Annotated in this window: 27 protein-coding genes and 1 riboswitch; of the genes, 15 read left to right on the top strand and 12 right to left on the bottom strand. The window is 74.6% G+C overall.

Features of this window, described 5'->3' with window-relative positions:
• Nucleotides 1-39 precede the first annotated feature (39 nt).
• Nucleotides 40-810, top strand: a complete 771-nt coding sequence (locus O2W53_RS13030) for an SDR family NAD(P)-dependent oxidoreductase (RefSeq protein WP_269163464.1) — start codon at nucleotides 40-42, stop codon at nucleotides 808-810.
• Here O2W53_RS13030 and O2W53_RS13025 read toward each other — a convergent pair.
• Nucleotides 768-1,700 carry an arginase family protein gene (locus O2W53_RS13025; protein ID WP_269163463.1) on the bottom strand — a complete coding sequence of 311 codons (933 nt, stop codon included), beginning with the start codon at nucleotides 1,698-1,700 and terminating at the stop codon, nucleotides 768-770. The genes O2W53_RS13030 and O2W53_RS13025 overlap by 43 nt on opposite strands.
• A gap of 223 nt (nucleotides 1,701-1,923) precedes the next feature.
• Here O2W53_RS13025 and O2W53_RS13020 point away from each other — a divergent pair, with 223 nt between their 5' ends.
• Both O2W53_RS13020 and O2W53_RS13015 read left to right on the top strand, forming a co-directional pair.
• Nucleotides 1,924-3,510, top strand: coding sequence for an HNH endonuclease signature motif containing protein (locus O2W53_RS13020; RefSeq protein WP_269163462.1), 1,587 nt, complete (start codon nucleotides 1,924-1,926; stop codon nucleotides 3,508-3,510).
• 226 nt (nucleotides 3,511-3,736) lie between these two features.
• Complete coding sequence (locus O2W53_RS13015) at nucleotides 3,737-4,030, top strand: hypothetical protein (protein ID WP_269163461.1); 294 nt, start codon at nucleotides 3,737-3,739, stop codon at nucleotides 4,028-4,030.
• Nucleotides 4,031-4,205: 175 nt separating this feature from the next.
• Here O2W53_RS13015 and O2W53_RS13010 read toward each other — a convergent pair whose 3' ends face one another.
• From O2W53_RS13010 to O2W53_RS13000, 3 genes are read right to left on the bottom strand one after another with little or no spacing between them, the layout of a single operon-like run.
• On the bottom strand, nucleotides 4,206-4,346 hold the full coding sequence (locus O2W53_RS13010; protein ID WP_156119092.1) for a hypothetical protein: 141 nt from the start codon (nucleotides 4,344-4,346) through the stop codon (nucleotides 4,206-4,208).
• Between the two features lie 8 nt (nucleotides 4,347-4,354).
• A complete protein-coding gene (locus tag O2W53_RS13005) occupies nucleotides 4,355-5,266 on the bottom strand; it encodes a Dyp-type peroxidase (protein WP_269163460.1) in 912 nt (303 codons plus the stop codon).
• Nucleotides 5,267-5,300: 34 nt separating this feature from the next.
• A complete protein-coding gene (locus O2W53_RS13000; protein ID WP_036335220.1) occupies nucleotides 5,301-5,693 on the bottom strand; it encodes a cupin domain-containing protein in 393 nt (130 codons plus the stop codon).
• A gap of 216 nt (nucleotides 5,694-5,909) precedes the next feature.
• On the opposite strand from O2W53_RS13000, the gene O2W53_RS12995 reads away from it, so the two are divergent.
• The 6 genes from O2W53_RS12995 (at nucleotide 5,910) to O2W53_RS12970 (ending at nucleotide 11,732) form a co-directional block, all read left to right on the top strand.
• Complete coding sequence (locus O2W53_RS12995) at nucleotides 5,910-6,464, top strand: universal stress protein (protein WP_269163459.1); 555 nt, start codon at nucleotides 5,910-5,912, stop codon at nucleotides 6,462-6,464.
• Between the two features lie 5 nt (nucleotides 6,465-6,469).
• Nucleotides 6,470-7,117, top strand: a complete 648-nt coding sequence (locus O2W53_RS12990) for a class I SAM-dependent methyltransferase (protein ID WP_269163458.1) — start codon at nucleotides 6,470-6,472, stop codon at nucleotides 7,115-7,117.
• A gap of 174 nt (nucleotides 7,118-7,291) precedes the next feature.
• Nucleotides 7,292-7,440: riboswitch (cyclic di-AMP (ydaO/yuaA leader) on the top strand.
• Between the two features lie 16 nt (nucleotides 7,441-7,456).
• Nucleotides 7,457-8,353, top strand: a complete 897-nt coding sequence (locus O2W53_RS12985) for a transglycosylase SLT domain-containing protein (protein ID WP_269163457.1) — start codon at nucleotides 7,457-7,459, stop codon at nucleotides 8,351-8,353.
• A gap of 152 nt (nucleotides 8,354-8,505) precedes the next feature.
• Nucleotides 8,506-9,105, top strand: coding sequence for a YceI family protein (locus tag O2W53_RS12980; protein WP_269163456.1), 600 nt, complete (start codon nucleotides 8,506-8,508; stop codon nucleotides 9,103-9,105).
• A gap of 147 nt (nucleotides 9,106-9,252) precedes the next feature.
• Nucleotides 9,253-10,482, top strand: a complete 1,230-nt coding sequence (gene mftD, locus O2W53_RS12975; protein WP_269163455.1) for a pre-mycofactocin synthase MftD — start codon at nucleotides 9,253-9,255, stop codon at nucleotides 10,480-10,482.
• A gap of 110 nt (nucleotides 10,483-10,592) precedes the next feature.
• Nucleotides 10,593-11,732 (top strand): serine hydrolase domain-containing protein, encoded by a 1,140-nt coding sequence (locus O2W53_RS12970; protein WP_269163454.1) that lies wholly within the window; start codon nucleotides 10,593-10,595, stop codon nucleotides 11,730-11,732.
• Nucleotides 11,733-11,761: 29 nt separating this feature from the next.
• On the opposite strand, the gene O2W53_RS12965 is transcribed toward O2W53_RS12970, so the two are convergent.
• The 5 genes from O2W53_RS12965 to O2W53_RS12945 all read right to left on the bottom strand — a co-directional run bounded on the left by O2W53_RS12965 (nucleotide 11,762) and on the right by O2W53_RS12945 (nucleotide 16,946).
• On the bottom strand, nucleotides 11,762-12,613 hold the full coding sequence (locus tag O2W53_RS12965; protein WP_269163453.1) for an alpha/beta fold hydrolase: 852 nt from the start codon (nucleotides 12,611-12,613) through the stop codon (nucleotides 11,762-11,764).
• A gap of 102 nt (nucleotides 12,614-12,715) precedes the next feature.
• A complete protein-coding gene (locus O2W53_RS12960) occupies nucleotides 12,716-13,336 on the bottom strand; it encodes an FMN reductase (protein WP_269163452.1) in 621 nt (206 codons plus the stop codon).
• The gene (locus O2W53_RS12955) at nucleotides 13,333-14,478 is read right to left on the bottom strand and encodes an LLM class flavin-dependent oxidoreductase (RefSeq protein ID WP_269163451.1); all 1,146 of its coding nucleotides are present in this window, start codon (nucleotides 14,476-14,478) and stop codon (nucleotides 13,333-13,335) included. Before O2W53_RS12955 ends, O2W53_RS12960 begins: the two co-directional genes overlap by 4 nt.
• A gap of 148 nt (nucleotides 14,479-14,626) precedes the next feature.
• Nucleotides 14,627-15,763 (bottom strand): acyl-CoA dehydrogenase family protein, encoded by a 1,137-nt coding sequence (locus O2W53_RS12950; protein WP_269163450.1) that lies wholly within the window; start codon nucleotides 15,761-15,763, stop codon nucleotides 14,627-14,629.
• A 7-nt stretch (nucleotides 15,764-15,770) separates the two neighbouring features.
• Nucleotides 15,771-16,946, bottom strand: a complete 1,176-nt coding sequence (locus O2W53_RS12945) for an acyl-CoA dehydrogenase family protein (RefSeq protein ID WP_269163449.1) — start codon at nucleotides 16,944-16,946, stop codon at nucleotides 15,771-15,773.
• A 244-nt stretch (nucleotides 16,947-17,190) separates the two neighbouring features.
• Here O2W53_RS12945 and O2W53_RS12940 point away from each other — a divergent pair, with 244 nt between their 5' ends.
• The gene (locus tag O2W53_RS12940) at nucleotides 17,191-19,305 is read left to right on the top strand and encodes a putative bifunctional diguanylate cyclase/phosphodiesterase (protein WP_269163448.1); all 2,115 of its coding nucleotides are present in this window, start codon (nucleotides 17,191-17,193) and stop codon (nucleotides 19,303-19,305) included.
• Nucleotides 19,302-20,132: an HDOD domain-containing protein gene (locus O2W53_RS12935; protein ID WP_269163447.1), complete on the top strand. Its 831-nt coding sequence runs from the start codon at nucleotides 19,302-19,304 to the stop codon at nucleotides 20,130-20,132. Before O2W53_RS12940 ends, O2W53_RS12935 begins: the two co-directional genes overlap by 4 nt.
• A gap of 108 nt (nucleotides 20,133-20,240) precedes the next feature.
• Here O2W53_RS12935 and O2W53_RS12930 read toward each other — a convergent pair whose 3' ends face one another.
• A complete protein-coding gene (locus tag O2W53_RS12930) occupies nucleotides 20,241-21,965 on the bottom strand; it encodes an amidase (protein ID WP_269163446.1) in 1,725 nt (574 codons plus the stop codon).
• Nucleotides 21,966-22,103: 138 nt separating this feature from the next.
• Here O2W53_RS12930 and O2W53_RS12925 point away from each other — a divergent pair, with 138 nt between their 5' ends.
• Nucleotides 22,104-22,955, top strand: coding sequence for a hypothetical protein (locus O2W53_RS12925; RefSeq protein WP_269163445.1), 852 nt, complete (start codon nucleotides 22,104-22,106; stop codon nucleotides 22,953-22,955).
• A 1-nt stretch (nucleotide 22,956) separates the two neighbouring features.
• Here O2W53_RS12925 and O2W53_RS12920 read toward each other — a convergent pair whose 3' ends face one another.
• Nucleotides 22,957-24,048 carry a DUF3616 domain-containing protein gene (locus O2W53_RS12920; RefSeq protein ID WP_269163444.1) on the bottom strand — a complete coding sequence of 364 codons (1,092 nt, stop codon included), beginning with the start codon at nucleotides 24,046-24,048 and terminating at the stop codon, nucleotides 22,957-22,959.
• A gap of 96 nt (nucleotides 24,049-24,144) precedes the next feature.
• Here O2W53_RS12920 and O2W53_RS12915 point away from each other — a divergent pair, with 96 nt between their 5' ends.
• Entirely contained in the window at nucleotides 24,145-24,384 is a 240-nt protein-coding gene (locus tag O2W53_RS12915) for a hypothetical protein (protein WP_269163443.1), read from the top strand.
• Between the two features lie 42 nt (nucleotides 24,385-24,426).
• Nucleotides 24,427-24,786, top strand: a complete 360-nt coding sequence (locus O2W53_RS12910) for a TFIIB-type zinc ribbon-containing protein (protein WP_269163442.1) — start codon at nucleotides 24,427-24,429, stop codon at nucleotides 24,784-24,786.
• Nucleotides 24,787-24,798: 12 nt separating this feature from the next.
• On the opposite strand, the gene O2W53_RS12905 is transcribed toward O2W53_RS12910, so the two are convergent.
• The gene (locus tag O2W53_RS12905) at nucleotides 24,799-25,218 is read right to left on the bottom strand and encodes a VOC family protein (RefSeq protein ID WP_269163441.1); all 420 of its coding nucleotides are present in this window, start codon (nucleotides 25,216-25,218) and stop codon (nucleotides 24,799-24,801) included.
• A gap of 109 nt (nucleotides 25,219-25,327) precedes the next feature.
• Here O2W53_RS12905 and O2W53_RS12900 point away from each other — a divergent pair, with 109 nt between their 5' ends.
• The gene (locus O2W53_RS12900; RefSeq protein ID WP_269163440.1) at nucleotides 25,328-26,272 is read left to right on the top strand and encodes a helix-turn-helix transcriptional regulator; all 945 of its coding nucleotides are present in this window, start codon (nucleotides 25,328-25,330) and stop codon (nucleotides 26,270-26,272) included.
• Nucleotides 26,273-26,321: the final 49 nt, after the last annotated feature.

The raw sequence follows: 26,321 nt of genomic DNA, 5'->3' as shown, positions 1-26,321 counted from the left end.
GGTGACAGTCTCCCGGCACCGGGCGGGGAGGATCAGCGGGTGTCCCCTCCGCAGTCGCCCTCTGGTCGTCCGGTCACCGTCGTCACCGGCGGGAGCCGGGGCATCGGCGCCGCCACCGTCGACCACCTCGCCCGGCAGGGCCACGACGTGGTCGTCGGCTACCGCTCGGGGCGGGACGCGGCGGCTGCGGTGGTCAGCGCAGCACAGGCGCACGGGGCGCGGGCGGTCGCCGTCCGGGCCGACGTCTCCGACCCCGACGACGTCGACGCGCTCTTCACCGCTGCCGCGGAACAGCTGGGGCCGGTCACCGGGCTGGTCGCCAACGCCGGGCTGACGGCGGATCTCGGCGACCTGGCCGACACCCCGGTGGACGTCGTCCGCCAGGTGATCGACGTGAACCTGCTGGGCGTCGTGTTGTGCGTCCGCCGGGCGGCGCAGGTCATGTCCCGGCGGCGGGGCGGGCCGGGCGGCGCGATCGTCACCGTCTCCTCCAGCGCGGCGACGCTGGGCTCGGCGCACGAGTACGTGCACTACGCGGCGGCGAAGGCCGGGGTGGACGCGCTGACCATGGGCCTCGCGAAGGAGCTCGCGGACGACGGCGTCCGGGTCAACGCGGTGGCGCCGGGGCTGGTGCGCACCGACATCCACGCCGGCGCCGGCGACGCCGGTCGGCTGGAGCGGGTGACCGCCCGGGTGCCGATGGGCCGTCCGGGGGAGCCGGACGAGATCGCTCCGGCGATCGCCTGGCTGCTGGGCCCGGAGGCCGGCTACGTCACCGGCGCCGTGCTGCGGGTGGCCGGCGGGCTCTGACCGCCCGGGGCCAGCGCCGTCGCGAGCACGTCGATCAGCTGGGGGACCAGGACGCCGTCCGGGTCGTGGTCGGGGTCGACCTCCGTGAGCACCAGCCCGGCGCAGGCGTCACTGCCGCAGAACACGTCGAGCGCACCGGCGAGCTCGCCGAGGGAGAGGCCCGCCGAGTGCGGGAAGTTGGCCAGCGGGACGTCGTTGGTGTCGAGCACGTCGACGTCCAGGTGCACCAGGAAGGTGCTGCAGACGGCTTCGAGGCGCTCGACCGCCTCGGCGGCCTTGCCCGCCGGGGCCGCGCGCACGACCGGTGCGGGGGTCGCCGACAGCCGGTGCTCGACGAGGCGGGTCCACTGGCCGGTGTCGAGCTCGCCGGGGTCGAAGCCGAAGAGCTCGAGGTGGTCGCCGGGCAGCAGTGGGGTGCGGGGGCCGATGTCGGCCAGCGCCGGGGCGCCGCCGCCCAGCAGGTGCGTGACGCCCATGGTGTCGAGGACGCCGGAGATGCTGCCGGCGGGGGTGTTGAGGTCCGCGTCCCCGTCCACGTAGGCCAGGCCGACGTCATCGTGTCGAGCCAGGCCGGCCAGGACGCCGAGGGTGACGGTGCAGTCGCCGCCCAGCACCACCGGACGCCGCCCGGCGGCCCGGATCGCGGCCACCCGGTCGGCGACCTCGGTGACCACCTCGACCACCCGGTCGAGAGCGCGCACCCCGTCGACCGGCGGGCTCGGCCGGTGGCGCCGGACGGCGAGGTCGCCGGTGTCCTCGACGTCCAAGCCGGCCGTGCGGAGCGCCGCGACGAGACCGGCTGCACGGAGGGCGGCCGGGGCCTTCTCCTGCCCGGCGTTGTGCGAACCGGCGCTGGTCGGGACGCCGAGGAGACCGAGTCCGAGGGCCATGGCCGCGAGCGTGGCAGCGGTCGCCCGACGTCGGCCAGGGCGCCGGCCGAGGTTGGCAGGGGTGCGTCGATCCGTGGCCGGGGTCTTGTCGTGACCGGGCAGAACTGTCGTACCCCTCGCCTAGGTTCGAGGTGTGTTCGAGGCCGGTGGGTTCGGGGTGGCGGTGACGGTGTCGCCGCGGTCCTCGTCGTCCCTGGCTGAGTTGCCGCCACCGCCGGCGGGGGTGACGCGTCGGCGTACCCGGTTGTCGGAGGTGCTGTCGCCGCGGGGCTTCTCCGATGCCGGGCTGGTCGGGGAGTTGGCTGCGCTCGCCGACGTGCGGGCGCAGCTGGCCGCCTATGAGGCGGTGGTGGTGGCCGAGTTGGCTCGGCGTCGGCCGGTGGAGTGGGACCTGTCCGAGGAGCAGCCGGGTCACGGAGTCGAGGACTGGGCCCCGGTCAGGGTGCCGGTGGGGGTGTCGGAGTTCCTGGCCGATGAGCTGGCGCTGGTGGCGGGCATCTCGCGGACGGCGGCCACGGTGCTGGCCGAGCGGTCCCTGGTGCTGGTGCGTGAGCTGCCGGCCACCTGGGCTGCGTTGGCCGACAGCCTGATCGACCCGGCGCGGGCGAACGCGATCGTGCGGGCGCTGGGCGGCCAGTCGGTCGATGCCGGGGGCCGGGTGGAGCCGGGGATCGTGGCCGAGGTGGAGGCCCAAGCGCTGGGGTGGGCGGTGGCGGGGGAGACGCCGCGGCGGTTGCAGGAGCGGACGGCGGCGGCATTGATCGCGCTGGACGAGGCGGCGGCCGATCGGCGGCGGAAGCAGGCCGAGCGGTGTGCCGATGTGACCACCCGGGCCACCGCCGATGGCATGGGTGAGCTGGTCGCGGCGATGCCGATGCCGGTGGCGGTGGCGTGCCGGGAGACGGTGGACGCCTACGCGCGGATGGCGAAGGCCGAGGGTGATGGGCGGCCGATCGGTCAGCTGCGGGCGCAGGTGATGGCCGACCTGATCCTGCGTCCGTGGGACACCAGCCGGGAGCCGGTGACCGCGCATCTGCACGTGCAGGCGCCGTTGCCGGCGCTGCACACCCGTCCCACCGATGGTCGTGCCGCGCCAGGTGGAGCGCTCAGCGCGCCGAGCGGTGGGCGCAGCGCGCCGGGCGATGGCCTCAGCGCGCCGGGCGATGGGCGCAGCGCGCCCTGCGATGACCGGGACGCCGCCACGGTGGCCGGGGCGCCGATCACCGCCGGACAACTGCGGGAACTCCTCGAACAGCTGGACGCGATCTGCCCCGGTGGGCTGCAGGCACCCACCGGCGGCACCCTGGCCATCGACCTCACCGACCCCGTCACCGGCGCGCTGCGGGCGACGGTGACCCGCCCGGAGCTGGAACGGCTGGCCCGCCGCGGCTGCCACACCCACCCCGACCGGGACTGCGGATGCGCGATGCTGGACCGGCCACCCGCGGTCGACCGCTACACGCCCACCCCCGCGCAGTTCCGCTTCGTGCGGGCCCGGGACCGCACCTGCCGGCACCCCGGCTGCCGGCGACCGGCCGCCCGCACCGACCTCGACCACGTCTGCGCTCACCGCGACGGCGGGGCCACCGACTGCACCAACCTGTGCTGCCTGTGCCGGCGACACCACCGGCTCAAGACCCATGCACCCAGATGGCGCTTCACGATGACCGACGACGGTGTCCTGAGCGTCACCACGCCCTCCGGCGTCACCCGCACCACCCGACCACCGGGCCTCCACACATCCGCCGTCCGCCACCTGGTCGGCAGCGGCGGCCCACCGTCGGACGACGAGGACCCGCCGCCCTTCTGACACCCACGGCCTGCGGTTGCTCCGGACACGGGGGAGTCGCTGACCTCTCTCACCGCTCGCGAGGGGAGGTCGGCTGGGCGAGTTGAGCCACCATGCGATCGCGGGGCGAGCGCGACCGCTGGTGCGGGTGTGACACCTGTGCCCCATGGGGCGGGACCGCAGTTCCGGGGAGCCAGTGGGCCCGGTTCGGGTCACAGCGTGGGCACAACGGGCCGATAAGCGCATCGTGATCCGTCATCACCTCGTAGCGAGCTCGGCGCGGAGCCCTCAGTGGTTCGACCCGGAGCACCAGGCCGACATCCTCGCGGCCTTCGACAGCCAGCTCACCGCCGGCCTGCACGATCGCGGGCCGAACAGCCCGCGACCGGAGCGGGTGCGCGAGCTGGGCCAGCTGGCCGCGGCCAGCGCGCTGCCGGCCCGCGCAGCGCTGCTGCGCTGGGGTGCGCTGCCCGGCTCGGTCCGCGCGCACCTGCTGACCAGCTGGTACGGCAGCCAGGTCACCAGGAGCTCAGCCGCCTGATCTCCGCGCGGTGCCCACCGGGCCCTCGGCGGGTGACGGCCCGGGCCCCCAGTGCGCGCGGCCGCTGTCGACCCGTGCCGGGTCGAACGGAGCACCGGCACCGGCCGTTCCGAGCCAGGTGGCGCGCCGCCCACACCTACCCGTACTTCGGCGGCGTCCGGCGCGGACATGGCGCTCAGTCCCAGGGCTCCCCGCAGGCGGCGCAGCGACCTGCCGCCGTCCGCTCGGTCAGCCGGCCGCAGGCCGGGCACACCTGGTCCAGCCAGCACGCCGGGTCCCCACCCTCCGGCTCGGGCCGCTCCGGCTCCTCCGGCACGACGGCCCTCAGTCCTCGTCCGACGGCGCGAAGCGGGCGAGGGCCTCGATCGACGGGCAGGTGTAGTACGCGCCGGTCAGCGGGGTCAGGTAGCCGGTGAGCCCGTCGCGGATCCCGTCGGTCGCCCCGGCCATCCGGCGGAGCATCTCGGTCAGCCGCCACTGGTCGCGGGCGAACCCGACGAACGCCGTCCCGTGGTCGGTGACCCCGCCGTAGGCGACGTTGCGCCGGAAGATCGGCTTCTCCTCGCCGTCCACCTCGACCGTGGTTCGGGCGACGTGCGCGCTGGGCAGCATCACGTCCTCGGGCAGCTCGACGCTGTCGGGCTTGGTGCGGCCCATCATCATCTCCTGGCCGTGCACACCCAGGCTCTCCCAGGTGGCGCTGTCGTGCCGCCACACCTGGTAGAGCACGATGCTCGCCCCCGCGCCCGGCTCGCCCGCCGGAACCGCCGCGACCTCGGCGGCGGTCAGCAGCGACGGGTTCTCGGTGCCGTCGACGAAACCGGTCAGGTCCCGGTCGTGCCGGTACAGCCAACCGGTGACCTCCGCGCCCACCCAGGCGACCCCGGCCAGGGCGGCGAGCACGGCGCGCGCGTTGTCGAACACCGCGGTCCGGTCGCCCCCGGCGACCCAGACCCAGGCGTCGTGCTGGGTCGCCGGCATCCGGTAGCGGCCGGCGCCGACGAGGTCCTCGGTCCAGCTCGCGGCGTCCGCCGGGGCGTCGTCCGGGGCGACCTCGGCCCACAGCTCCGGCCGGAGGCCGACCACCACGTTCACCCCACCGGTGGAGGAGAGCGGAGCGATGAGCCCGGCCACCCCGCGGACCAGGTCCGCCGCGGAGCAGCCGGGCTCGAGGTCGAGCTCCAGATAGCAGTGCTCGGGGGTGCCGAGGGCGAAGATGCCCGGCTGCGTCGTCACGCCGCCCACCCTGCCCGACCGGCACGACCCGGCGTCAGCTGGTCGGCGGCTCGTCCTTGCCGGCCTCCTCGAGGGCGTCGGCCTCCTCCTTGGTCTTGTGCACGGCCTTGTCGGCGTGCTCCGGCGGGCCGTAGACCGTGTAGAGCACCAGCGGGTTCACGCCGGTGTTCAGGAAGTTGTGCTTCTTGCCGGCGGGGACGACGACGAGGTCACCCTGGGCGACGTTCTTCTTCTGCCCGCCCACGACGGCCTGACCGGTGCCGCTGACGAAGGTGAGGATCTGGTCGATCTCCTCGTGCACCTCCTCGCCGATCTCCCCACCCGGCGGGATCGTCATGATCACCAGCTGGGTGTGCTCGCCGGTCCACAGCACCCGACGGAAGTCGGCGCTCTCCTCGGCGACGGTGGCGATGGTGAAGTGCTCCATGGCTGCCGTTCCTCCTCTGATCCAGTAGCTCCTGCCGGCGTGTGCCGGCTCATGATCAGTGAAGAGCAGCGCGGCCTCCGGCGCGATCCGAGCCCGCTGGCCGGGCGACACGGGCCGGACGGGCCCTCCGCCCCTGCCGTCCACCGGGCGGGTAGGAGAAGCTGTGTCGGTGCCGGGTACCGGCAGAGCACACGCACACGAGCACAGGAGACGGCGTTGACGCAGCAGCCAGGAGACCAGCCGGAGAACGCAGCCCTCGCGGCCGAGCGGGATGAGGCGGCCACCGAGCTCGCCGCGGTCGAGGGTGAGGTGTCGACCCGCGCCGTGGTCGCGGGGGGCGTCGTCGTCGGGCACGACGGCTCGGACTGCGCGCAGGAGGCGCTGCAGTGGGCAGCCGGGCTGGCCGAGCGCGCCTCCTGGCCGCTGCACGTCGTCCGCGGTTGGCGGATCGCCACCGCGCCGCAGCCGGCCAGCTGGGAGCCGGGCTACGTGCCGCCCATCGGCGAGTACGAGCAGGCGGTGCAGGCCGACCTGGAGGCCGACGTCCGGGCCGTGCTGGGCGCTGAGCGGGCCGGCGGGGTCACCTGCCACGTGGTGCACGCGGCCCCGGTGCGCTCACTGATCGAGGCCGCCCAGGACGCCGACCTCCTCGTCGTCGGTGCCCGCGGGCGGGGCGGCTTCGCCGGCCTGCTGCTCGGCTCGGTCAGCGACCAGGTCACCCGGCACGCCCCGTGCCCGGTCACCGTCGTGCGCAGCCAGCGCAAGGACTGACCCGCGTGGCGGTCCCGCACCCCGTCCCACCGGCCTTCCTGCGGGCGCACACCCGGCTGGACCGCCCGTCGCTCGTCCCCGAGGTGCAGTTGCACGTCGCCGACGACGTCGTCGCGCTCTGGGAGGCGATGGAGACCGAGGGCGGCGGCGCCGGCGAGGACCCGCCGTTCTGGGCCGCGGCCTGGCCCGGCGGCCAGGCGCTGGCCCGGCACGTGCTGGACCACCCGGAGCTCGTCGCCGGCCGCCGGGTGCTCGACCTGGGGGCCGGCAGCGGCCTGGTCGCCGTCGCCGCCGTGCTGGCCGGGGCGAGCGGGGTGCTGGCCAGCGACGTCGACCCGTACTCGCACGCGGCGGTCGGGCTCAACGCCGAGGTGAACGGGGTCACCGGCATCGACGTGGTCGGCGACGTGCTGGACGAGGAGCTGCCGGCGATCGACGTCGTCCTGGCCGGCGACGTCTGCTACGACCGCGAGATGACCGCCCGGGTGCTGCCCTTCCTCGGTGCGGCCTGGCTGCGCGGGGCCACCGTGCTGCTGGGCGACCCCGGGCGCGCGTATGTCCCGAAGGAGGGCCTGCTCGCGCAGGCGGAGTACGACGTGCCCGACGCCGCCGGGGGCGCGGTGCGCCGGACGACGGTGTGGCGGCTCCCCTGAACCTGCGCCGTCCCACCGGCCCCAGCTGTCACTCTGCTCCGACCGCGCCCCACCGACGGGTGCGAGCCGTGGCACATGGCGACGAAAGACGGCCCCGGGCATTGTCACGGCCGGGTCACGGCCTCTACCTTGGCCAGGTCCGGTCGGACGTCTCGTCCCCACCCGGGGAGCCCGCACCGGATGCCGCCGAGTCGCTGCCCGCAGCGAACCGGGGACCCACCGCACCACTGGGGTGAATCCCGCCCGGGCAACCGCCCGGCCGGGTAGGGCCGCTTCCCGCCCGAACCCGTCAGCTGACTCGGTAGGCGGCCACGGAAGACCCACGGAGCCCTTCTCTTCATGTCCCGTCGCACCACCGCGTCCTCGTCGGACGAGCAGCTGCCCACCACCGAGGTGCTCCCACTGCTCTCGACCGGTGACGCCCCGACCGCCCGGCAGACCCGTCGGCGCCAGCCCCCCGGTGGGCTGGGTCGACCGACGCTGTATCTGAGCGTCGCCGCCGCCGGCGCGATCCTGGTCAACGTCCTCGTCGGCGGTGAGCCGGACGCCCGGGCCGAGGCCGCCGTCGAGCCCGCCGGCGTCGCCGCCCAGCTGGACCTGAGCTCGCAGCAGACCGCGACCGCCCTCGTCGACGGGCGGCTGACCGACCGGCTCGGCCAGCTGGCCGCCAACCGCAGCCAGCGCGAGGCCGAGCAGGTCGCCGCCGCCCAGGCGCAGGCCGCCGCCGACCAGGCCGTGCTGGACGCCCAGGCCGCCGAGGCGGCGCAGCTGGCCGCCGAGGCCCAGGCCGCAGAGGAGGCCCGGATCGCCGCCGAGGCCCAGGCCGCCGCCGAGGCCGAGGCCGCGGAGGAGGCGGCCGCCGCTCAGCGGGCCGCCGCCCGCGCGCCCGCGCCGGCCGCCCCCGCTCCCGCCCGGGCGCCGGCGGCCCCGGCCGCCTCGTCCGGCTCGGGCTCGTTCCAGGACTACGCCCTCGGCAAGCTCGGCGGTGACCAGGCGGAGTTCTCCTGCCTGGAGAGCCTCTGGGGCAAGGAGAGCGGCTGGAACCCGAACGCCCAGAACCCGACCAGCACCGCCTACGGCATTCCGCAGTTCCTGGACTCCACCTGGAAGAGCACCGGGATCGCCAAGACCTCCGACGGCTACCGGCAGATCGACGCCGGGCTGATCTACATCAACAACCGCTACGGCTCGCCGTGCGGCGCGTGGTCGCACTCGAAGGCCACCGGCTGGTACTGAGCCACGGGTGTGACGCAGCGCGGCCCGGGTCCGGCTGGACCCGGGCCTCGCTGCGTCCGGGCCCCCGCGCGGGTGGCCCTCCTGTGCGCCGGCGCGGGACCATCGGGGAGGATCGAGGGGTTCGACCACCGAGACGAGGAGAGCGCTGACCCGTGGGCAAGCACCGCGCACCCGAGGGCGCCGCGACGGACTTCGACGCCGCCACCAGCGCCCTGACGGACGTCACCGGCGACTACACCATCGACGTCACGCACACCCGGATCGGCGTCCGGGCTCGGCACGCCATGGTGACCACCGTGCGGGGTGCCTTCACCGACTTCTCCGGCACCGCCCACCTGGACACCGCGACGCCGGCGGCCAGCAGCGTCCAGCTGCGGATCGCCACCGCGAGCATCGACACGGGCACCCCGGACCGGGACGCGCACCTGCGCTCGGCCGACTTCCTCGACATCGAGCAGCACCCCGAGATGGTGTTCGTCTCCACGTCGGTCGAGCAGGTCGACCGGGACGTCTACCGGGTCACCGGCGACCTCACGATCAAGGCGGTCACCCAGCCGGTCTCGATCGACTTCACGCTCACCGGCTCGGCGCTGGACCCGTTCGGCAACATGCGGGTGGGCTTCGAGGGTGCGCTGGCGATCAAGCGCAGCGAGTGGGACCTGACCTGGAACGCGGTCCTCGACACCGGCGGCGTGCTGGTCAGCGACCGGATCCAGGTGGAGTTCGACGTCTCGGCGATCAAGGACGCCTGACCGGCGCGCTGTGTCCCAGGCCACCCCCGGCCGCTAGGGTGGCACTCAGTGCCACGTGGCGCGCCGGTGGACCGGCCGGCTCCGCGACGGCAAACCCCGGCGACGACGGCGTTGCCCGGGACGAGGCGAGCAGCAGGGGGTCCGCAGGTGGCGAACGCGTGGTTCGAATCGGTGGCGGAGGCGCAGCGGCGCGCGAAGCGGCGGTTGCCCAAGGGCGTCTACGGGGCGCTGGTGGCCGGCTCCGAGCGCGGGCTCACGGCGGAGGACAACCTCGCCGCCTTCGCCGAGCTCGGGTTCGCCCCGCACACCGCCGGGTTGAGCAACGAGCGGCAGCTGGGCACCACGATCATGGGCCAGCAGGTGTCCATGCCGATCATGATCAGCCCGACCGGCGTGCAGGCGGTCGACCCCGAGGGCGAGGTCGCCGTGGCCCGTGCCGCCGCTTCCCGGGGCGTGGCGATGGGGTTGTCCTCCTTCGCCAGCAAGCCGATCGAGGAGGTCGTGGCGGCCAACCCGCAGACCTTCTTCCAGATGTACTGGGTCGGCACCCGTGAGGAGATGCTCGGCCGGATGCAGCGGGCCAGGGACGCCGGCGCGGTCGGCATGATCGCCACGCTGGACTGGTCGTTCGCCTACGGCCGCGACTGGGGGAGCCCGTTCATCCCGGAGAAGATCGACTTCGAGGCGGCCCGCAAGTACGCCCCCCAGGTGCTGCTGAGGCCGCGCTGGCTGTGGGACTTCGCCAAGACGGGCAAGATCCCGGACCTCACCGTGCCCAACATGGTCGCCACCCCAGGGGAGGAGCCCCCGACGTTCTTCGGCGCCTACGGCATGTGGAACGCCTCCCCGATGCCCAGCTGGGACGACGTCGCCTGGCTGCGTTCGCAGTGGGACGGGCCGTTCATGCTCAAGGGCGTCATGCGCGTGGACGACGCGAAGCGGGCCGTGGACTCCGGGGTCACCGCGATCTCGGTGTCCAACCACGGCGGCAACAACCTCGACGGCACCCCGGCGGCGATCCGCGCGCTGCCCGCGGTGGTCGAGGCGGTCGGCGAGCAGGTCGAGGTGCTGATGGACGGCGGCATCCGGCGGGGCGGCGACGTCGCGAAGGCCCTCGCCCTCGGCGCCCGGGCCGTGATGATCGGCCGCGCCTACCTGTGGGGCCTGGCCGCCAACGGCGAGGCCGGGGTGGGCAACGTGCTGGACCTGCTGCGCGACGGCCTCGGCTCGGCCCTGGTCGGCCTGGGCCACCGCTCGATCGACGAGCTCAGCCCGGCCGACCTCGTCGTCCCGCCGCACTTCGAGCGACACCTCGGCGAGGACGGCGCCGACGCCCCGGAGGCGCAGCGGTCCTCCGGCAAGGGCACCACCGCCTGAGGTTCCGGGCGGCCGGCGCGATGACTTCCGCCGGCCGCCGCCGTCCTCCCTGCTGAGCGCACCGTCCCTCGGACGCCGGGTGCGCCGTCCCTCGGACGCCGGAGGCCGGCATGACCCACCTGTCCCGGTTCGTCACCGTCTGGTCGGAGCTGCAGGCCGAGGTCGAGCGCGGCCGGCTGCCCGGCTACGCCGCCGCGGTGCGGTACCGCGGCGAGGTCGAGGTGCACACCGGCGGCTCCCTCGAGCTGGGGGGCACCACCCGGGTGCGTCCGGACTCGCTGTTCCGGCTGGCGTCGCTGTCCAAGCCGTTCGCCGGGGTGCTGACGCTGTCGCTGGTCGAGGACGGGTTGCTGGACCTCGACGACCCGGTCGGGCGGTGGCTCCCGGAGCTGGCCGAACCGCGGGTGCTGGTCGACCGGGCCGGCGCCCTCACGGACACGGTGCCCGCTGACCGCCCGATCACCGTCCGCCACCTGCTCACCGGCACGCCCGGCTTCGGTGGGCTGTGGGACGACTCGCCGCTGGACCAGGCCGTGTACCGGGCCGGCCTCGGACCGGGTCCGCTCCCGCCGGAGCTGACGCCGGAGGAGTACCTGGCCCGGCTGGGCGAGCTGCCGCTGGCCGCGCAACCCGGGGCCAGCTGGCTGTACCACCTCAGCACCGAGGTGCTCTCGGTGCTGCTGAGCCGGGTCTCCGGGTGCCCGCTGCACGACCTGCTGCGCGCCCGGATCACCGGTCCGCTGGGCCTGGCCGACACCGGCTTCTGGGCGACCGACCCCGTGCGGCTCGGCCCGGCGTACCTGCCGGCCGGCGACGGGTTCGAGCTCCTCGACCCCGCCGACGGGCGGTCGTCCGTGCCGCCGGTCTTCGAGGGGCTGGCGGCCGGGCTGGTCTCCAGCGCACCGGACGTGCTGGCCGTCTTCGGCGCGCTGGCCGACGGCGGCGGACCGCTGCTGAGCCCAGGATCGGTGGCCGCCATGACCACCGGAGCGCTGACCACGGCGCAGCGGGTGGAGGCCGCCGACTTCCTCGGCGCCGGCCGCTCCTGGGGCCTGCAGGTGGGTGTGCAGGTCGAGCCGGGGGAGCCGTGGGCGCAGCCGGGCCGGTTCGGCTGGGACGGCGGGACGGGCACCACCGGCTGGGCCGACCCGGCCGCCGACCTGGTCGCGGTGCTGCTCACCAACCGGGGCATGTCCGGGCCGGAGGACGGCATGGACGGGTTCTGGCGGGCGCTGTACCGCTGCCTCTGACCCACTCCTGCGGCAGCTCGACCGGCGCCTCAGCGGGGTCGGTCACCGCCCAGCGCGAGAACCGTGCGCAGCGCGGTGACCAGGGCGAGCGGCTGGTCCAGCATCGGGTGGTGGCCACTGTCGGGTAGGTCGACCACGGGCATCCCGGCCCGGGTCAGCCCGACCATCTCGGTGGCCATCTCCGGGCTGACCAGCCCGTGCTCGCAGCGCAGGAAGGTCAGCGGGACGGCGACGCCGGGCAGCAGGTCGCGCAGCCGCAGCCGGGTGCCGAAGAAGTCCGGGTCGAACTTCCACGTCCAGCCGCCCTCGACGGCCTGCAGCGAGCCGGCGGCCACGTGCTCGCGGACGAAGGGGAGCAGGACGTCCTGCGGCGGCAGGGTCCGGAAGCGGGCCCGCGCCTCGTCCGGGTCCGGATACACCCGGTGCGGCCGGCGGCGCTCCCGCAGTCGGCGCTCGTCCGGCGGCCGGTCGTTGAGCGGGGAGTCCACGACGACGACCGAGCCGATGTCGCCCGGGTGCTCGACGCCGACGGTCACCGCCACCCAGCCGCCCATGCTGTGGCCCACGACGACCGGCCGGTCGAGGCCCTCGTCGGCGGCGACGGCCACCACCTCCCGCGCCCACAGCAGCGGGTCGTAGTCCTCGCGCCGGTCGCTGTCGCCGTGCCCGGTCAGGTCGAGGGCGACCACCCGGCGGCCGGTGAGCAGGGGAGCGACGTGGTCCCACCAGCCGGAGTGGGCCGCACCGCCGTGCACCAGCACCACCCCCGGCGCCCCGGCCGGCCCCCACGCCCGGTAGTGCACCCGGGCGCCCGAGACGACGACGTCCCGGTGCTCCGGCTGCTGGGCGAGGGCCTGGGTGAACCACGTCGGCGGGGTCATCCCCGGATCCTGCCCGACGGCGGTAGCGCGACGAGAACGGGCTGGGAGCTGCCTCCGGGACGCGGAGACAGCTCCCAGCCCGATGTCGAGCTGCGGTGCGGGTCAGCGGCCCTTCAGCAGCTCCTCGAACGAGGTGGTCGGGTCGGCGAACGGGTCGGCCGGCCGGCTGGCGACCGGGCGACCGCTCACCAGCCCGGCGAGCTCACCGGCTGCCCGCTCGACCCGGCCGGCCAGCGACCGGTCGACGCCGCCGCCGGCCCAGTCCTCCGCGGCGGCGAAGACGCCGGTGGGGACGACGACCGCCCGCAGGTAGGCGAACAGCGGGCGCATCGCGTGCTCGACGACCAGCGAGTGCCGCGGCGTCCCGGCGGTGGCGCCGAGCAGCACGGGCTTGCCGGTCAGCGCGTCCTTGTCCAGGACGTCGAAGAACGTCTTGAACAGGCCGCTGTAGGAGGCGGAGAACACCGGGGTGACCGCGATCAGCGCGTCGGCGCCGACGACCGTGTCGATCGCCGTCTGCAGGGACCCGTTGGCGAAACCGCTGGTCAGGTTGTCGGCCAGGTCGCGGGCGTGCCCGCGGAGCTCCACCACCTCGACGGTGGCGTCCTCCCCGCGGGCGCGCAGCGCCTCGACCGTGGCGGCGGTGAGCCGGTCGGCCAGCAGCCGGGTCGAGCTGGGGTCGCTCAGCCCGGCGCTGACGACGGCGAGGGTGCGGGTGGTCATGCCTGCGCCGCCGTCTCCACGGTCCGGCCGGTCACGTCGTCGGCGGCGTGCACGGTGCTGTTGTGCCCGCCGCCGGCGGCGGCGACCAGGCTGGCGTGGGTGGGCGCGTCCGGCACGTGTGCCGGCTTGAGCGCGGCGAACTCGCGGCGGAGCACCGGCACGACCTCCTCGCCCAGGATGTCCAGCTGCTCGAGCACCGTCTTCAGCGGCAGCCCGGCGTGGTCGATGAGGAACAGCTGCCGCTGGTAGTCACCGACGTAGTCGCGGAAGCCGAGCGTCCGCCCGATCACCTGCTCCGGAGAGCCGACGGTCAGCGGGGTCTGCGAGGTGAACTCCTCCAGCGACGGGCCGCCGCCGTACACGGGCGCCTTGTCGAAGTAGGGGCGGAACTCGCGGACGGCGTCCTGGCTGTTCCTCCGCATGAACACCTGGCCACCCAGCCCGACGATCGCCTGGTCGGCGCTGCCGTGGCCGTAGTGCTCGAACCGGCGGCGGTAGAACTCGACCATCCGCTCGGTGTGCTCCGGCGGCCAGAAGATGTGGTTGTGGAAGAAGCCGTCGCCGTAGTACGCGGCCTGCTCGGCGATCTGCGGGCTGCGGATCGAGCCGTGCCAGACGAACGGCGGGACGCCGTCCAGCGGGCGCGGCGTGGAGGTGAAGCCCTGCAGCGGGGTGCGGAACTGGCCCTCCCAGTTCACCACGTCCTCCCGCCACAACCGGCGCAGCAGCTGGTAGTTCTCCACGGCCAGCGGGATGCCGTCCCGGATGTCCTTGCCGAACCAGGGGTAGACCGGGCCGGTGTTGCCCCGGCCCATCATCAGGTCGACCCGGCCGTCGGCGACGTGCTGCAGGGTGGCGAAGTCCTCGGCGATCTTCACCGGGTCGGTGGTGGTGATCAGCGTCGTGGACGTCGACAGGACCAGCTTCTCGGTCTTGGCGGCGATGTAGCCCAGCGTGGTGGTGGGGGAGGAGACCACGAACGGCGGGTTGTGGTGCTGGCCCTGGGCGAAGACGTCGAGCCCGACCTCCTCGGCCTTGAGCGCGATCGTGATCAGCGACTTGACCCGCTCGGCCTCGGTGGGGGCCCGGCCGGTGGTCGGGTCGGGGGTGACGTCGCCGACGGTGAAGATCCCGAACTGCATCTCGTGCTCCCTCTCGTCTGAGCCGCACTTGTTGAGAGTGCAACTACTACTCCGGGGAACCGTACGGCACCCGGGTGCATTCCCGCCCCCGGACGCGACAGCGCCCCCCGGCCGGGTGGGCCGAGGGGCGCTGTCGAGCGGGTACTGGTTACTGGAGGGCGTCGACCGTCTGGTGCTCGGCGACCGAGCCGGCCAGCCGGGCCAGGGCCCAGTCGCCGTCGCCGAGCAGGTGGTCGATCGCGGTGAGCCGGCTGGTGTAGTGGCCCACCTTGTACTCGGCGGTGACGCCGATCCCGCCGTGCAGCTGGATCGCCTCCTTGCCGATGTGCCGCGACGCCCGGCTGGCCTGCAACCGGGCCCGGTCGGCCGCGGCGACCACGTCACCGTCGGCGTCGACGACCAGGGTCGCCCACATGACGGTGCTGCGGGCCAGCTCCAGGGACACGTACATGTCCGCCGCCCGGAAGGTCAGCGCCTGGAACTTGTTCAGCGGCACCCCGAACTGCTTGCGGGCCTTGAGGTACTCCGCCGTCGTGGTCAGCGCCGTCTCCATCGCCCCCAGCGCCTCGTGCCCGTAGGCGACCCGCGCGCGGGCCTGCGCCTTCTCGATGGCGGCGCTCTGGTCGGCGGTGCCCTCACCCAGCGGCTGGGCCGGGGTGCCGGCGAACGCGACCTTCGCCGAGCGGGTGCCGTCGTGGTTGCGGTACCCGGTGCGGGTGAGCCCCTCGGCGTCGCCCGGCACCAGGAACAGCCGGGTCGCGCCGTCCACGAGTGCGCTGACCACCAGCAGGTCGGCGCGGGCACCGTGCGGCACCGGCTCCTTGACCCCGGTCAGCTGCCACGCGCCGCCGACCTCGGTCGCGGTGACCGACTGGGCCGAGGCCTGCCAGCGGGAGCCGACCTCGGTGTGCGCGAAGGCCGGGAGCAGCGTGCCCTCGGCCAGCGCCCCGAGCACCTCGGCGCGCTGAGCGTCGGTGCCCAGGTCGGACACCAGCCCACCGGCGAGGACGACGGCCTCCACGAACGGCTCGGGTGCCAGCACCCGGCCGATCTCCTCGGCCACGATGGACACCTCCACCGGACCGGCGCCCATGCCGCCGTCGGCCTCCGCGAACGGCAGCCCCAGCAGGCCCATCTCAGCCAGCTGGCCCCAGGTCTTCTCGTCGAAGCCCGGGTCGGTGCCGGCCACCCGTCGGCGCTGCTCGCTGTCGCCGTACGCCCGGGCCAGCAGTGCGCTCACTGCCTCCCGGAGACCGTTCTGCTCGTCGTCGTAGCTGAACTCCACGGTGACCTCACAACCCCAGGATCGAGCCGGCGATGATGGTGCGCTGCACTTCGTTCGAGCCTCCGTAGATGGAGACCTTGCGGTAGTTCAGGTACGACGGCGTCGCCACCTGCGCCCACTCCGGCACGTCGGACTCGTCGTCGGCGAAGGAGGCCACCGACAGCGGGCCGGCGATGTCCACCAGCAGCTCGGTGGCGGCCTGCTGCAGCTCCGAGCCGCGCAGCTTCAGCACCGAGGACGCCGGGTGCGGCCGACCGCCGGCGGAGTTGGCCACCACTCGCAGGGCGGTGAGCTCCAGCGCCAGCAGCTCGTTCTCCAGCTCGGCGATCCGGGCGGTCATGTACGGGTCCTCCGACAGCGGGGCCCCGTTGACCGTGATGCCGCGGGCGTGCTCCTTGGCCTCGATCAGCATCCGCTTGGTCGCGCCGATGCGTGCGATGCCGACCCGCTCGTTGCCGAGCAGGAACTTCGCATAGTCCCAGCCGTGGTTCTCCTCGCCCACCAGGAGGTCCCCCGGCACCCGGACGTCCTCGAAGAAGACCTCGTTGACCTCGAAGCCGCCGTCGAGCAGCTCGATCGGCCGCAGCGTCACCCCGGGGGTGTCCATCGGGAACAGCAGCAGCGAGATGCCCCGCTGCCGCTTCTCGGCGGTGGGGTCGGTGCGGACCAGGCAGAAGATCCAGTCGGCGTGCTGACCCAGCGTCGTCCAGGTCTTCTGACCGTTGACCACCCAGTCGTCGCCGTCGCGCACCGCGGTGGTGCGCAGCGACGCCAGGTCCGAGCCGGCGTCGGGCTCGGAGAAGCCCTGGCACCACCAGATGTCGAGGTTGGCGGTGGCGGGCAGGAAGCGCTCCTTCTGCTCCTGCGAGCCGAAGGTCGCGATGACCGGGCCGATCATGCTGGTGTTGAAGGCGAGCGGCTCGGGGACGCCGGCCAGCTGCATCTCCTCGCGCCAGATGTGGCGCTGCAGCGGGGTCCAGTCCCGGCCGCCCCACTCCACCGGCCAGTGCGGCACGGCGAGACCGGCGGCGTTGAGCGCGCGCTGGGCCTCGATGAACTGCTCCTTGGTCAGCTCCCGGTGGGCAGCGACCGCGTCCCGGATCGACTGCGGCACCGCGGTGGTGAAGAAGGTGCGCATCTCGTCCCGGAAGGCCCGGTCCTCCGGCGACAGGTGCAAGCGCATGGGTCCTCATTCCTGACGGCAGCCCTGCCGTCTCGACGTGGGGTGTCGAACATCCCACACCCGCTACCGGGGAGTAACCGGGGGTCGGTCGAACGCCCCGGGTCACCCGCTGTGGTCGCGGTGGCCCCGCCCCGCCCCGAAGGAGGGAAGTCCGCCCGATCGGCTGGAGTGCCGTCTCCGGCGGGACGACGCTGTGGGCAGGGGCGCACCGGCGCGCCGGGTGGACGGCGGGGGGAGGGACGGCATGTCAGCACGGACACGGGCGGTCGGCGAGCCCCAGGCGTCCCCCGAGATCGTGGCCGCGGTCTTCCACGGCGTGAGCGTCAGCGACGCCGTCGCGGTGCTCGTGATCGAGCAGGTGGGCGGCGTGCTGCGGGTCGGCTGGACCAACGAGGGGGTCGCGACCCTGCTCGGCTACGGGCCGGCGGACCTGCACGCGGTGGCCGTCGAGCAGCTGCTGCCCTCGCTGGGCGGCGGGGAGCTCAAGTTGCTCCTCCGCCGGGAGCGGACCGTGCACATGACCCTGCCGGTCCGGTGCGCCAGCGGCGCCCTGCTGGAGTGCACGGTCTCCGCCGTGCCGGTCCCGCCACCGGCCGGACGGCGCTGGACCCTCCGGGTGACCTCCACGGCCAACGAGACCGAACGGGCGCTGCGGGCGACCGCCGACGCCTCCGAGCGGCGCTTCGCCACCCTCACCGAGCGCTCACCGGTGCCCACGCTGCTGTCCGAGCAGGGCATGCGCCTGGCGCACGTCAACGACGCGTTCTGCGCCCTGATGGGCACGCAGGCCGAACAGCTGCTCGGCACCGGCTGGCTGGACGCCGTGCACCCCGACGACCTCGAGACGGTGGTCGAACAGGCCATCGCGGTGCTCGAGGGTGGCGACCGCGAGGCGCAGGCGCGGCTGGTCCGGCAGGACGGCACCGAGCGCAGCACGGTCATCCGCTTCGCGCACGTGTTCACCCCGGGGGCGGGCGCCGGCTTCATCGGCACCATCGAGGACATCACCGACCGGCTGGCCTTCGAGGCGCGGCTGGCCCACCAGGCCAACCACGACCCGCTGACCGGGCTGCCCAACCGCACGCTGCTGGCCGAGCACGTGGCCGAGCGCTTCCGCCCCGGCGTCGGCGGTCTGGCCTGCATCTTCCTGGACCTGGACAACTTCAAGGTGGTCAACGACTCGCTCGGGCACACCGTGGGCGACGCGCTGCTGGTCGAGGTGGCCCAGCGCCTGCGGTCGACGGTGCGACCGGGCGACCTGGTGGCCCGCTTCGGTGGGGACGAGTTCGTCGTCGTCTGCCAGCAGGTCTCCGAGGACGGCGCCGTGGCGCTCGCCGAGCGGATCGGGGAGGCGCTGCACCGGCCGCTCACCCTCTCCGGGGTGGAGCTGCACCCCCGGGCCAGCGTCGGGGTCACCGTGCAGACCGCCGAGCACGCCGCCGCCGAGGACCTGATCCGCGACTGCGACATCGCGATGTACCAGGCCAAGGCCGCCGGCAAGGGCCGGATCACCGTGCTGGACTCCGAGGCCCGGGCGCAGGCCCGGGACAAGCTGCGGCTGGTGGCCGACCTGCGCGAGGCGATCGGCCGCCGGGAGCTGACCCTGATGTACCAGCCGATCTTCAGCACCGCCGACGGCAGCGCGGTGACCGTGGAGTCGCTGGCCCGCTGGCAGCACCCCGAGCGCGGGGCGATCCCGCCGAGCACGTTCGTCCCGCTGGCCGAGGAGAGCGGCCTGGTGTCGGCGCTGGGGTCCCTGGTGCTGGACGAGACCTGCTGGCAGCTGACCGAGTGGGACCGCCGGCTGGGCAGCCGTGCACCGCAGCGGGCCAACGTCAACGTCTCGGCCCTCCAGCTGGACGTCAACCTGCACGGCCACGTGCAGGCGGCCCTGCAGCGCCACGGCCTGCAGGCCAACCGGCTCTCCATCGAGATCACCGAGTCGGCCCTGATGAAGGACCCGGCCTCGGCCCGCGCCGTCCTGCTGCAGCTGCGCGAGCTGGGTGTGCAGGTCTCCATCGACGACTTCGGCACCGGCTACTCCTCGCTGGCCTACCTGCGGCACCTGCCGGTCGACTGCCTGAAGGTCGACCGGTCCTTCGTCGCCGAGCTGGCCGACGGGCACCCCGAGATCACCACCGCGGTCATCGCCCTGGCCCGCAGCCTGGGGCTGGACACGGTGGCCGAGGGCGTGGAGACCGAGGAGCAGGCCGACGAGCTCGCCCGGCTGGGCGCCACCTACCTGCAGGGCTTCAGCCTGGCCGCGCCACTGTCCGGCGAGGACGCCGCCGCCTGGTTCGCCGAGACGGCGACCGCCACCCCCGGAGCGGTCCGGCACCCCGACCTGGAGCTGACGTGACCCCCTCCGCCGCACCGTCCCTGACCGTTGCGCCGCTCTTCGACCTGGAGCGGGTGCTCGGCAGCATCGACAGCATGGCCGCCCAGCGGCCGGTCGCCGCCCAGGTCGTCGCCGAGACGAACTCCGACCGGGCGAGCGCGAAGGAGCTGTCCCGCCTGCTCGGCGCGGACGTCGCGCTGGCCGGCCGGGTGATGAAGCTGGCCAACTCGGCGTTCTACGGGATGCGCGGGCGGGTGACCTCACTGCAGTTCGCGGTCACCGTCGTCGGCTTCGGCACGGTGCGCACGATGGCCACGGTCGCCCTGACCGACCTGGACGACGAGTCGCTCCTGCCCGACGACTTCTGGGAGGTCAGCACCACCCTGGCGCTGGCCGCCTCGACGCTGGCACCCCGGTTCGCCGAACGTCCCCAGGACGCGCTCTGTCTCGGTCTGCTGGCGCAGATGGGCGTGGCGCTGCTGCACCACAACGACCCCGACGGCTACGCCGAGCTGTGGAGCACCCACCGGTCCGCGGTCGCCCGCCGCACGGCGGAGGTGCACCGGTACGGCATCTCGGCGCTGCGGCTGACCTCCGTGGCGCTGGAGCAGTGGGGCTTCCCGGCGGGCATGCTCCTGCCGCTCAAGCAGGTGGACGACGACGCCTCCTTCCAGGGCGCCCTGCTCCGGTCCGCCTTCGAGGTCACCGGGCGGCTCACCGACGGCGACCACGAGGACACCCCGATCGAGCGGGTCAGCTGCGGTCAGCTGCGGGAGCGGGACGTCGCCCCGGTGCTCGCGCAGGTCCGCACCGACGCCGAGGAGCTGCGCGCCGCGCTGCTGGGCTGACGAAGGACCCCCTCTCCCCCACGCTTCGCAGGCTCAGCGCGGGCCCCTGAGAGGGGGCCGGAAGACCCGCCGCGAGCGTGCGAGTGGTGGGGAGGAGGGGGTCCTTCGTCAGGTCGCCGGCTCGGGGTTGTCCGGCTGCGGGTCCGAGCCCACCGTGGGCAGGTAGCCCGGTGCCTCGCGGGCCGCGGCCTGGTCCTCGAAGTCCGCGGCGATGTCCAGCAGCTGGGCGTCGTCCCAACGGGCCCCGAAGAAGGAGACCCCGATCGGCAGCGAGTCCCGGATACCGGCGAAGCCGGCGGGCACCGAGATGTTCGGGTAGCCGGCCACCGCGGCCGGGGTGGAGGTGGCGTAGACGAACGCGTCGGCCTCCCCGTCCAGGTACTCGTAGCGGGTCTGCCAGGCCGGGGTGTTGGTCAGGCCGACGATGGCATCGAGGTCGTCCTCGGGGCCGGCGCCCTGGGCGAGCACCTCGTCGATCGAGGCGCGGGCCAGGTCCCGGATCCGGTTGCGGGTCTCCCGGATCGCGGCGTCCTCCTCCGGCACGGTGGTCGCCTGGGCCTGCTCGAGCAGCTCCTGGCCGAAGTAGGCGAGCTCGACCGGGTCCTGCTCGTTGAACTCGATGATCCCGGCGAGGTCCTTCGGGTGGTCACCGGGGGTGGCCGCCAGGTAGGCGTTCAGGTCCCGCTTGAACTCCGCCAGCAGCGCCGGGAACTCGCCCGCGCCGATCTCCTCCTGGTAGGCCAGCTGCACCGGGACGGCGGTCGCACCGGCGGCCTCGATCTGCTTCACCGCCGCCGCGAACACCTCCTCGGTCCGGTCGTCGACCGCCGCGGCCTGCTCGGCCGTGAGCGTCCAGACGCCGATCCGGGCCCCCTCCAGCGCGTCGAGGTCCAGGTCGGCGAAGTCGGTGGCCAGGTCGGCGGGGATCTCCGCGGTGGCGGCATCGGCGTCGTCCGCGCCGGCCAGCACCTCCAGCATCAGCGCCGCGTCGACGGCGTGCCGGGCCATCGGGCCGGCGGTGTCCTGCTCGGCGGAGATGGGCACGATGCCGGTCCGGCTGACCAGGCCGAGGGTCGGCTTGAGACCGACCACCCCGTTGGCCCCGGCCGGGCAGACGATCGAGCCGTCGGTCTCCGTGCCGATCGCCACCTGGGCCAGTGAGGCGGCCACGCCGGCGCCGGAGCCGGAGGAGGAACCGCACGGGTTGCGGTCCAGCACGTAGGGGTTGGCGGTCTGCCCGCCGACGCCGCTCCAGCCGCTGGACGAGGCCTCGCCGCGGAAGTTGGCCCACTCGGAGAGGTTGGCCTTGCCCAGCACGATCGCCCCGGCGTCCCGGAGCCGCCGGGTGATCTCCGCGTCGTCCGGGCGGCTGTCCAGCAGCGCCCGCGAGCCCGCCGTGGTCGGCAGCTGCTCGGTGTCGACGTTGTCCTTCAGCAGGATCGGGATGCCCTCGAGTGGCCCGCGCGCCTGGTTGCGCTGCCGGGCCCGGTCGCTGGCGGCGGCGTCGCGCAGCGCCTCGGGGTTGATGCTGAGCACCGCACCGAGGTCGTCGTTGACCGCGGCGATCCGCGCCAGGTAGGCCGTGGTGAGCTGGACGGCGGTCAGGCTGCCGTCGTCCATCCGGGCCTGCAGCTCGGGGATGGTCAGCGCGTCCAGGTCGAGGCCGCGGATCGGCAGGGTCCCGGAGCCGGCCGCGTCCACCCCGGCGCCGGTGCCGGGCTGGCCCGGGTCCGACGGGGCGGCAGCGGTCGCGCTGGCCGGGACCAGCAGGGCGGCGGCGAGCGCGGCGGTGACCGCGGCCCTCCGGCGCAGGGGCAGGACGGGTACGCGCATGGGTTCCTCCGAGTGGGCCATGGCTGGGGTAGGTGCACGCTAGGCCGGTCGCCCGGTCCCCGCTCGGTCAACGCGGAGGTCGCCACCCGCCGCGCCGCCCGCCCACCCCCGACGGCGGGGAGAGGGCATGGTGGAGGGGTGTACGACAGCGACTTCGGCCCGGACCTCATCGCCCTGCTCAGCCGGGACGTGCTCCGTGAGCGCGCCGGCGCGCTGATCGCGGAGGCCTGCGCCTGGTCGGTCGGCCTCTCCGATCACGACCACCACCTGCGCGTCCGCGGCCGCGTGACCGCCACCGGGCTGACCCTCGGCGCCCGGGCGGTGACCGGTCAGCCGCTCAGCGGGGAGGAGGACGGCCGCCTCGAGCTGGGCGACGCCCGGCCCGGCAGCTTCCAGGACGCACTGAACGCGGTCACCGCCGACGGCACGCTCTACGCCGAGCACTTCGACCGGGAGGTCGTCGAGCCGTTCGTGCTCGACACCTGCGTCGCCGCGGTCGAGCGTGCCCGGGCGACCCGTCCCGCCGACTGGGCCGAGCTGCTCGACGAGCTCGGGGAGGACGGCGGCGACCTGGTCGAGGTGGTGCGGGTGGGGGAGTGGGAGGCACCGCTGCGGATCGACGCCGAGCACCTGGTGCTGGCGGCGCTGGGGGCGGTCCCGCTGGTGGAGGTGGAGGCGGAGGGCCTGCCGCTGTCCCTGGTGCGCGCGGCGGAGGCGGTCACCCGGGCGGCGGCGCCGGCCGAGGTCCCGGAGGTGGGGCCGGCGGCGGACGAGCTGGCGGGTGCACTGTTCCTGGCCGAGGCGGCGATCGGCACCGCGGGGCTCCCGCGGCCCGTCCCGGTGTCCGCCGCCGACCGGCTGCTGGACGTGCTGCTGGCCGAGGGCCTGCTCCCGGAGGAGCTCCCCGCGCTGCTGCCGCACCTGCCGGTGGAGCCGGGCACGGCCGCGGAGGTACGGGCGACGATCGCCGCCCTCGGGCAAGGAGCCTGACTCAGCCGGCGGTGGCCGGCGGCGGCAGCCGGACGACGTCGGCGGTCACCCCGTGCTCGTGCAGCCGCTCGGGGGCCGGGCTGTCGTAGACGACCAGCAGCTGCGGGCCGGCCGGGTCGTCGTCCAGCAGGCCGATGCCCTCGGCGTGGTCCACCCCGATGCCGAAGGGCAGGTCGAGGTCGCGGGTGAGCAGGTCGCCCCGGACCACCTGCGGCGTGTCGGTGTCCAGCGCCCCGTGCCAGCGGAACACGTGCACCGGCCCGTCCAGGTCCATCGTCGGGCCGGCGAGCACGAGCAGGTCGGCACCGTGCGGGCAGAGGTCGCGGACCCCGAGCCCGGCGAGGTCGAGCACGTGCTTGCGGTAGCGGCGCCCGTCCTCGAACGGCTCGAGCACGAGCCGGCCGGGGTCGTCCGGGTCGACGGCGGGGCGGAGCTCGAGCACCATCGCCCAGCCGCGCAGCACGGGGCCGCGCAGGCCCAGGTACACCCGCTCCCCGGCCACCGCGATGCCCTCGACGTCCAGGCCGTTGTCCTTGCCCGGGATGGCGAGGAAGGGTGCCAGGTGCTCGTCGTCGGCGAGCAGGTCGCGCAGGTCCGGGCCGGACGCGCCGAAGACGGCGGCCCGCTGGGTCCCGCCCGCCACGGTCGTCTCCTGCACCGGTGTGGGCAGGCCGTCGACGTCGGTGACCGGGATCCGCACCAGGACCTGCCGGTTGGCCTGCCCGGTCACCTGGGCGAGCCGGCGGAGCGCCTTGTCCCCGTCGTGCTTGGCCTTGATCCGCTTGCGCCGCAGGCTGTGCGACCCGACGGCCCAGAGGAAGTCGCCGGACCGGGCGATCCCCTCGATGTCGGCCTCCTCGTCGTCGTCCTCGCCCGGCAGGTCGACCAGGTCGGCGAGCCGGCAGCTGGTCTGGTCGGCGTAGCTCCCCGGGGCGTGCGGGTCGTCGGCGACCAGCCGTTCGATCGTCGCCGTCTCGTCACCGGCCACCCAGAGGACCGGGCCGTCACTCCGGACGGCGGAGAGGTTGGTGTGGGTGCCCGCCTCCCGGGCCCCGGTGGTGAAGGACAGCCGGACGGTGCGCTCGATGGTCACGATGGACACCCTGGCACGGCGCGCGCACAGGTCTTCTCAACCCCGCCCCACGGGGTGACCATGGAGGGGCACGCATCCTCCTGGAGGGACCCAGCCATGAGCGACGCAGCCATGGACAGCTCGGCCGGCCGTGCCCGCCGGCCGCACCCCGACCCGCTCACCATGACCCCGGCGGAGAAGGTGATCGCCGAGTGGGAGGCCCGCCACGACGTCGCGGCCCGGGGCTCCCGGCCCAGCTTCGGGACGGTGCAGCACTACCTCTCCGAGACCCGGTCGCGGGAGCGCTGCGACGAGGCGGCGCGCCCCCGCGCGGCCGAGCGGCGCGGCAAGCGCTGAACCGGCCGGGAACCCCCGGACGACGGGCGCCGTTGCCCGGCCATGGACCTGGTCTGCCCGAAGTGTCAGGGGACGATGCGCACCTACGAGCGCAACGGCGTCCACGTCGACCAGTGCACCGACTGCCGCGGGATCTTCCTGGACCGCGGTGAGCTGGAGCGCCTGGTCGACGCGGAGAACGCCTGGCACGCCCGTCCCGCCCCGGCTGCTGAGCCGCCCCGTCCGACGTCGTCGCAGCAGCCGTTCTCCCACCCGCAGGGCCAGTCGGCGGGGTCGTTGGGCGCCGTCGTCAGCGAGGTGCTCGGCCAGGTGCGCAGCAACAGCTCCGGGCACGGCTCCTCGCACGGGTCCTACGGCAAGCCGCGGAAGCAGAAGTCGTTGATCAGCGAGCTGTTCGGCTGACGCCTCCGCGGTTCAGCCGGTCGCGGCGGCCGTCCGGCGGGCCCGCAGCTCCCGGTGGTGCGGGTTCACCATGATGCCGAGCACGTTGCCGAAGGGGTCGACGACGGAGGCGGTGGCGAACCCCTCGCCGTCCCCGTGCTCCCGCACGGGCTCGTGCACGGTCGCGCCCAGCGCCACCAGCCGGTCGAGGGCGGCCGGCAGGTCGTCGACGTCCCAGAAGACGACGGCGTCGGCCGGGGCCGGGGTGAGGCCGCCGGGCCGGTACCGGGCGTCGATCAGGCCGAGCTCGTCCTCGCTCTCCCCGACCCGGTACTCCAGGTAGCCGCCGGCCACCCGGTAGTAGGGCTCGATGCCCAGCAGCTCGGTGTACCAGCGCTCGGCCGCGGCCAGGTCGTCGGCGTAGAAGGAGACGGTGGCCAGCTCTCGCAACATCGCGGGGTCCTCTCGTCGGGCGGCGGGCGCCGCCGGTGATGGCTACGAGGACCACGATCCGCGCTGAAGTGCTCACCTCCTGAGCACGTTGCGCGGCATCCTCCCCGGCATGCGGGCGGACCGGTTGGTGGCGGGGCTGCTGGTGCTGCAGGCGCGCGGCCGGGTGACCGCCGCCCAGCTCGCCGCCGAGCTGGAGGTGTCCGTGGCCACCGCCCGCCGCGACCTGGAGGCCCTCTCCGCGGCGGGCATCCCGGTCTACCCGCAGCCCGGCCGGGGCGGCGGCTGGTCGCTGGTCGGCGGTGCCCGCACCGACCTCACCGGGCTGACCGAGGCCGAGGCGGCGGCGCTGTTCCTGCTGCTCGGGCCGGCGGCGCAGGGTGGTCCGGCAGCCCGGACCGCGCTGCGCAAGCTGGTGCGCGCCCTGCCCGGACCGTTCCGGGAGGGCGCCCGGGCGGCGGCCGAGGCCGTGGTCGTCGACGGCGCCGGGTGGGGAGGGTCCGACCACTCGCGGCCGCCGGTCGTGGAGCTGCTGCAGCAGGCCCTCGTCCGACGCCGGCGGCTCCGGTTGGGGTACCCGGGCCGGGACGGGGTGACGGCCGTGCGAGTGGTGGACCCGTGGGGCCTCGACGCCAAGGGCGACGTCTGGTACCTGCTCGCCGGCACCCCGCGGGGCCGGCGCACCTTCCGGGCGGACCGGGTGGTGTCCGCGGAGCTGACCGACGAGCCCGCCCAGCGGCCGGCCGAGCTGGAGCTCGCGGCGGTGTGGGAGGAGGTGGTCGCGGAGATGGAGGGGCGCCGGTCCGCGGTCGCGGCTGCGGTGCTCGTGCCGGCCCGGCTGGTGCCCGTGCTGCAGGCGCTGTTCGGCCGGCACTGCACCGTCGGGGAGGAGCAGACCGACGGCCGGGTCGCGCTCCGGGTGGCGGCGCACACGGCCCGGTCGGTCGCTGAGCAGCTGGCCGGGCTCGGCGGGGCGGTCGAGGTGGTCGAGCCGGTCGAGGTGCGGACCGAGCTGACCCGGATCGGCGCGGAACTGGTCGCGCGCCACAGCCGCTGACCGGTTCGCGGTCTCCCCGGCGGGCATGCACGCCCGGGGACGACCGACG

Origin of the sequence: Modestobacter sp. VKM Ac-2978 (genome assembly GCF_026968025.1) — a bacterium.
Lineage (GTDB): Bacteria > Actinomycetota > Actinomycetes > Mycobacteriales > Geodermatophilaceae > Modestobacter.
The sequence above is the reverse complement of the archived record's forward strand: the minus strand, read 5'-3'. Positions and strand labels throughout refer to the sequence as shown.

What these genes read in the sequence shown, in the direction of transcription:
- O2W53_RS12960 (WP_269163452.1), bottom strand. Translation starts at nt 13,336, where the DNA reads ATGACCACCCGCACCCTCGCCGTCGTCAGCGCCGGGCTGAGCGACCCC.
- O2W53_RS12915 (WP_269163443.1), top strand. Translation starts at nt 24,145, where the DNA reads ATGAGCGACGCAGCCATGGACAGCTCGGCCGGCCGTGCCCGCCGGCCG.
- O2W53_RS13000 (WP_036335220.1), bottom strand. Translation starts at nt 5,693, where the DNA reads ATGGAGCACTTCACCATCGCCACCGTCGCCGAGGAGAGCGCCGACTTC.
- O2W53_RS12910 (WP_269163442.1), top strand. Translation starts at nt 24,427, where the DNA reads ATGGACCTGGTCTGCCCGAAGTGTCAGGGGACGATGCGCACCTACGAG.
- O2W53_RS12955 (WP_269163451.1), bottom strand. Translation starts at nt 14,478, where the DNA reads ATGCAGTTCGGGATCTTCACCGTCGGCGACGTCACCCCCGACCCGACC.
- O2W53_RS12905 (WP_269163441.1), bottom strand. Translation starts at nt 25,218, where the DNA reads ATGTTGCGAGAGCTGGCCACCGTCTCCTTCTACGCCGACGACCTGGCC.
- O2W53_RS12900 (WP_269163440.1), top strand. Translation starts at nt 25,328, where the DNA reads ATGCGGGCGGACCGGTTGGTGGCGGGGCTGCTGGTGCTGCAGGCGCGC.
- O2W53_RS13025 (WP_269163463.1), bottom strand. Translation starts at nt 1,700, where the DNA reads ATGGCCCTCGGACTCGGTCTCCTCGGCGTCCCGACCAGCGCCGGTTCG.
- O2W53_RS12965 (WP_269163453.1), bottom strand. Translation starts at nt 12,613, where the DNA reads ATGACCCCGCCGACGTGGTTCACCCAGGCCCTCGCCCAGCAGCCGGAG.
- O2W53_RS12985 (WP_269163457.1), top strand. Translation starts at nt 7,457, where the DNA reads ATGTCCCGTCGCACCACCGCGTCCTCGTCGGACGAGCAGCTGCCCACC.
- O2W53_RS12930 (WP_269163446.1), bottom strand. Translation starts at nt 21,965, where the DNA reads ATGCGCGTACCCGTCCTGCCCCTGCGCCGGAGGGCCGCGGTCACCGCC.
- O2W53_RS12970 (WP_269163454.1), top strand. Translation starts at nt 10,593, where the DNA reads ATGACCCACCTGTCCCGGTTCGTCACCGTCTGGTCGGAGCTGCAGGCC.
- O2W53_RS12940 (WP_269163448.1), top strand. Translation starts at nt 17,191, where the DNA reads ATGTCAGCACGGACACGGGCGGTCGGCGAGCCCCAGGCGTCCCCCGAG.
- O2W53_RS12945 (WP_269163449.1), bottom strand. Translation starts at nt 16,946, where the DNA reads ATGCGCTTGCACCTGTCGCCGGAGGACCGGGCCTTCCGGGACGAGATG.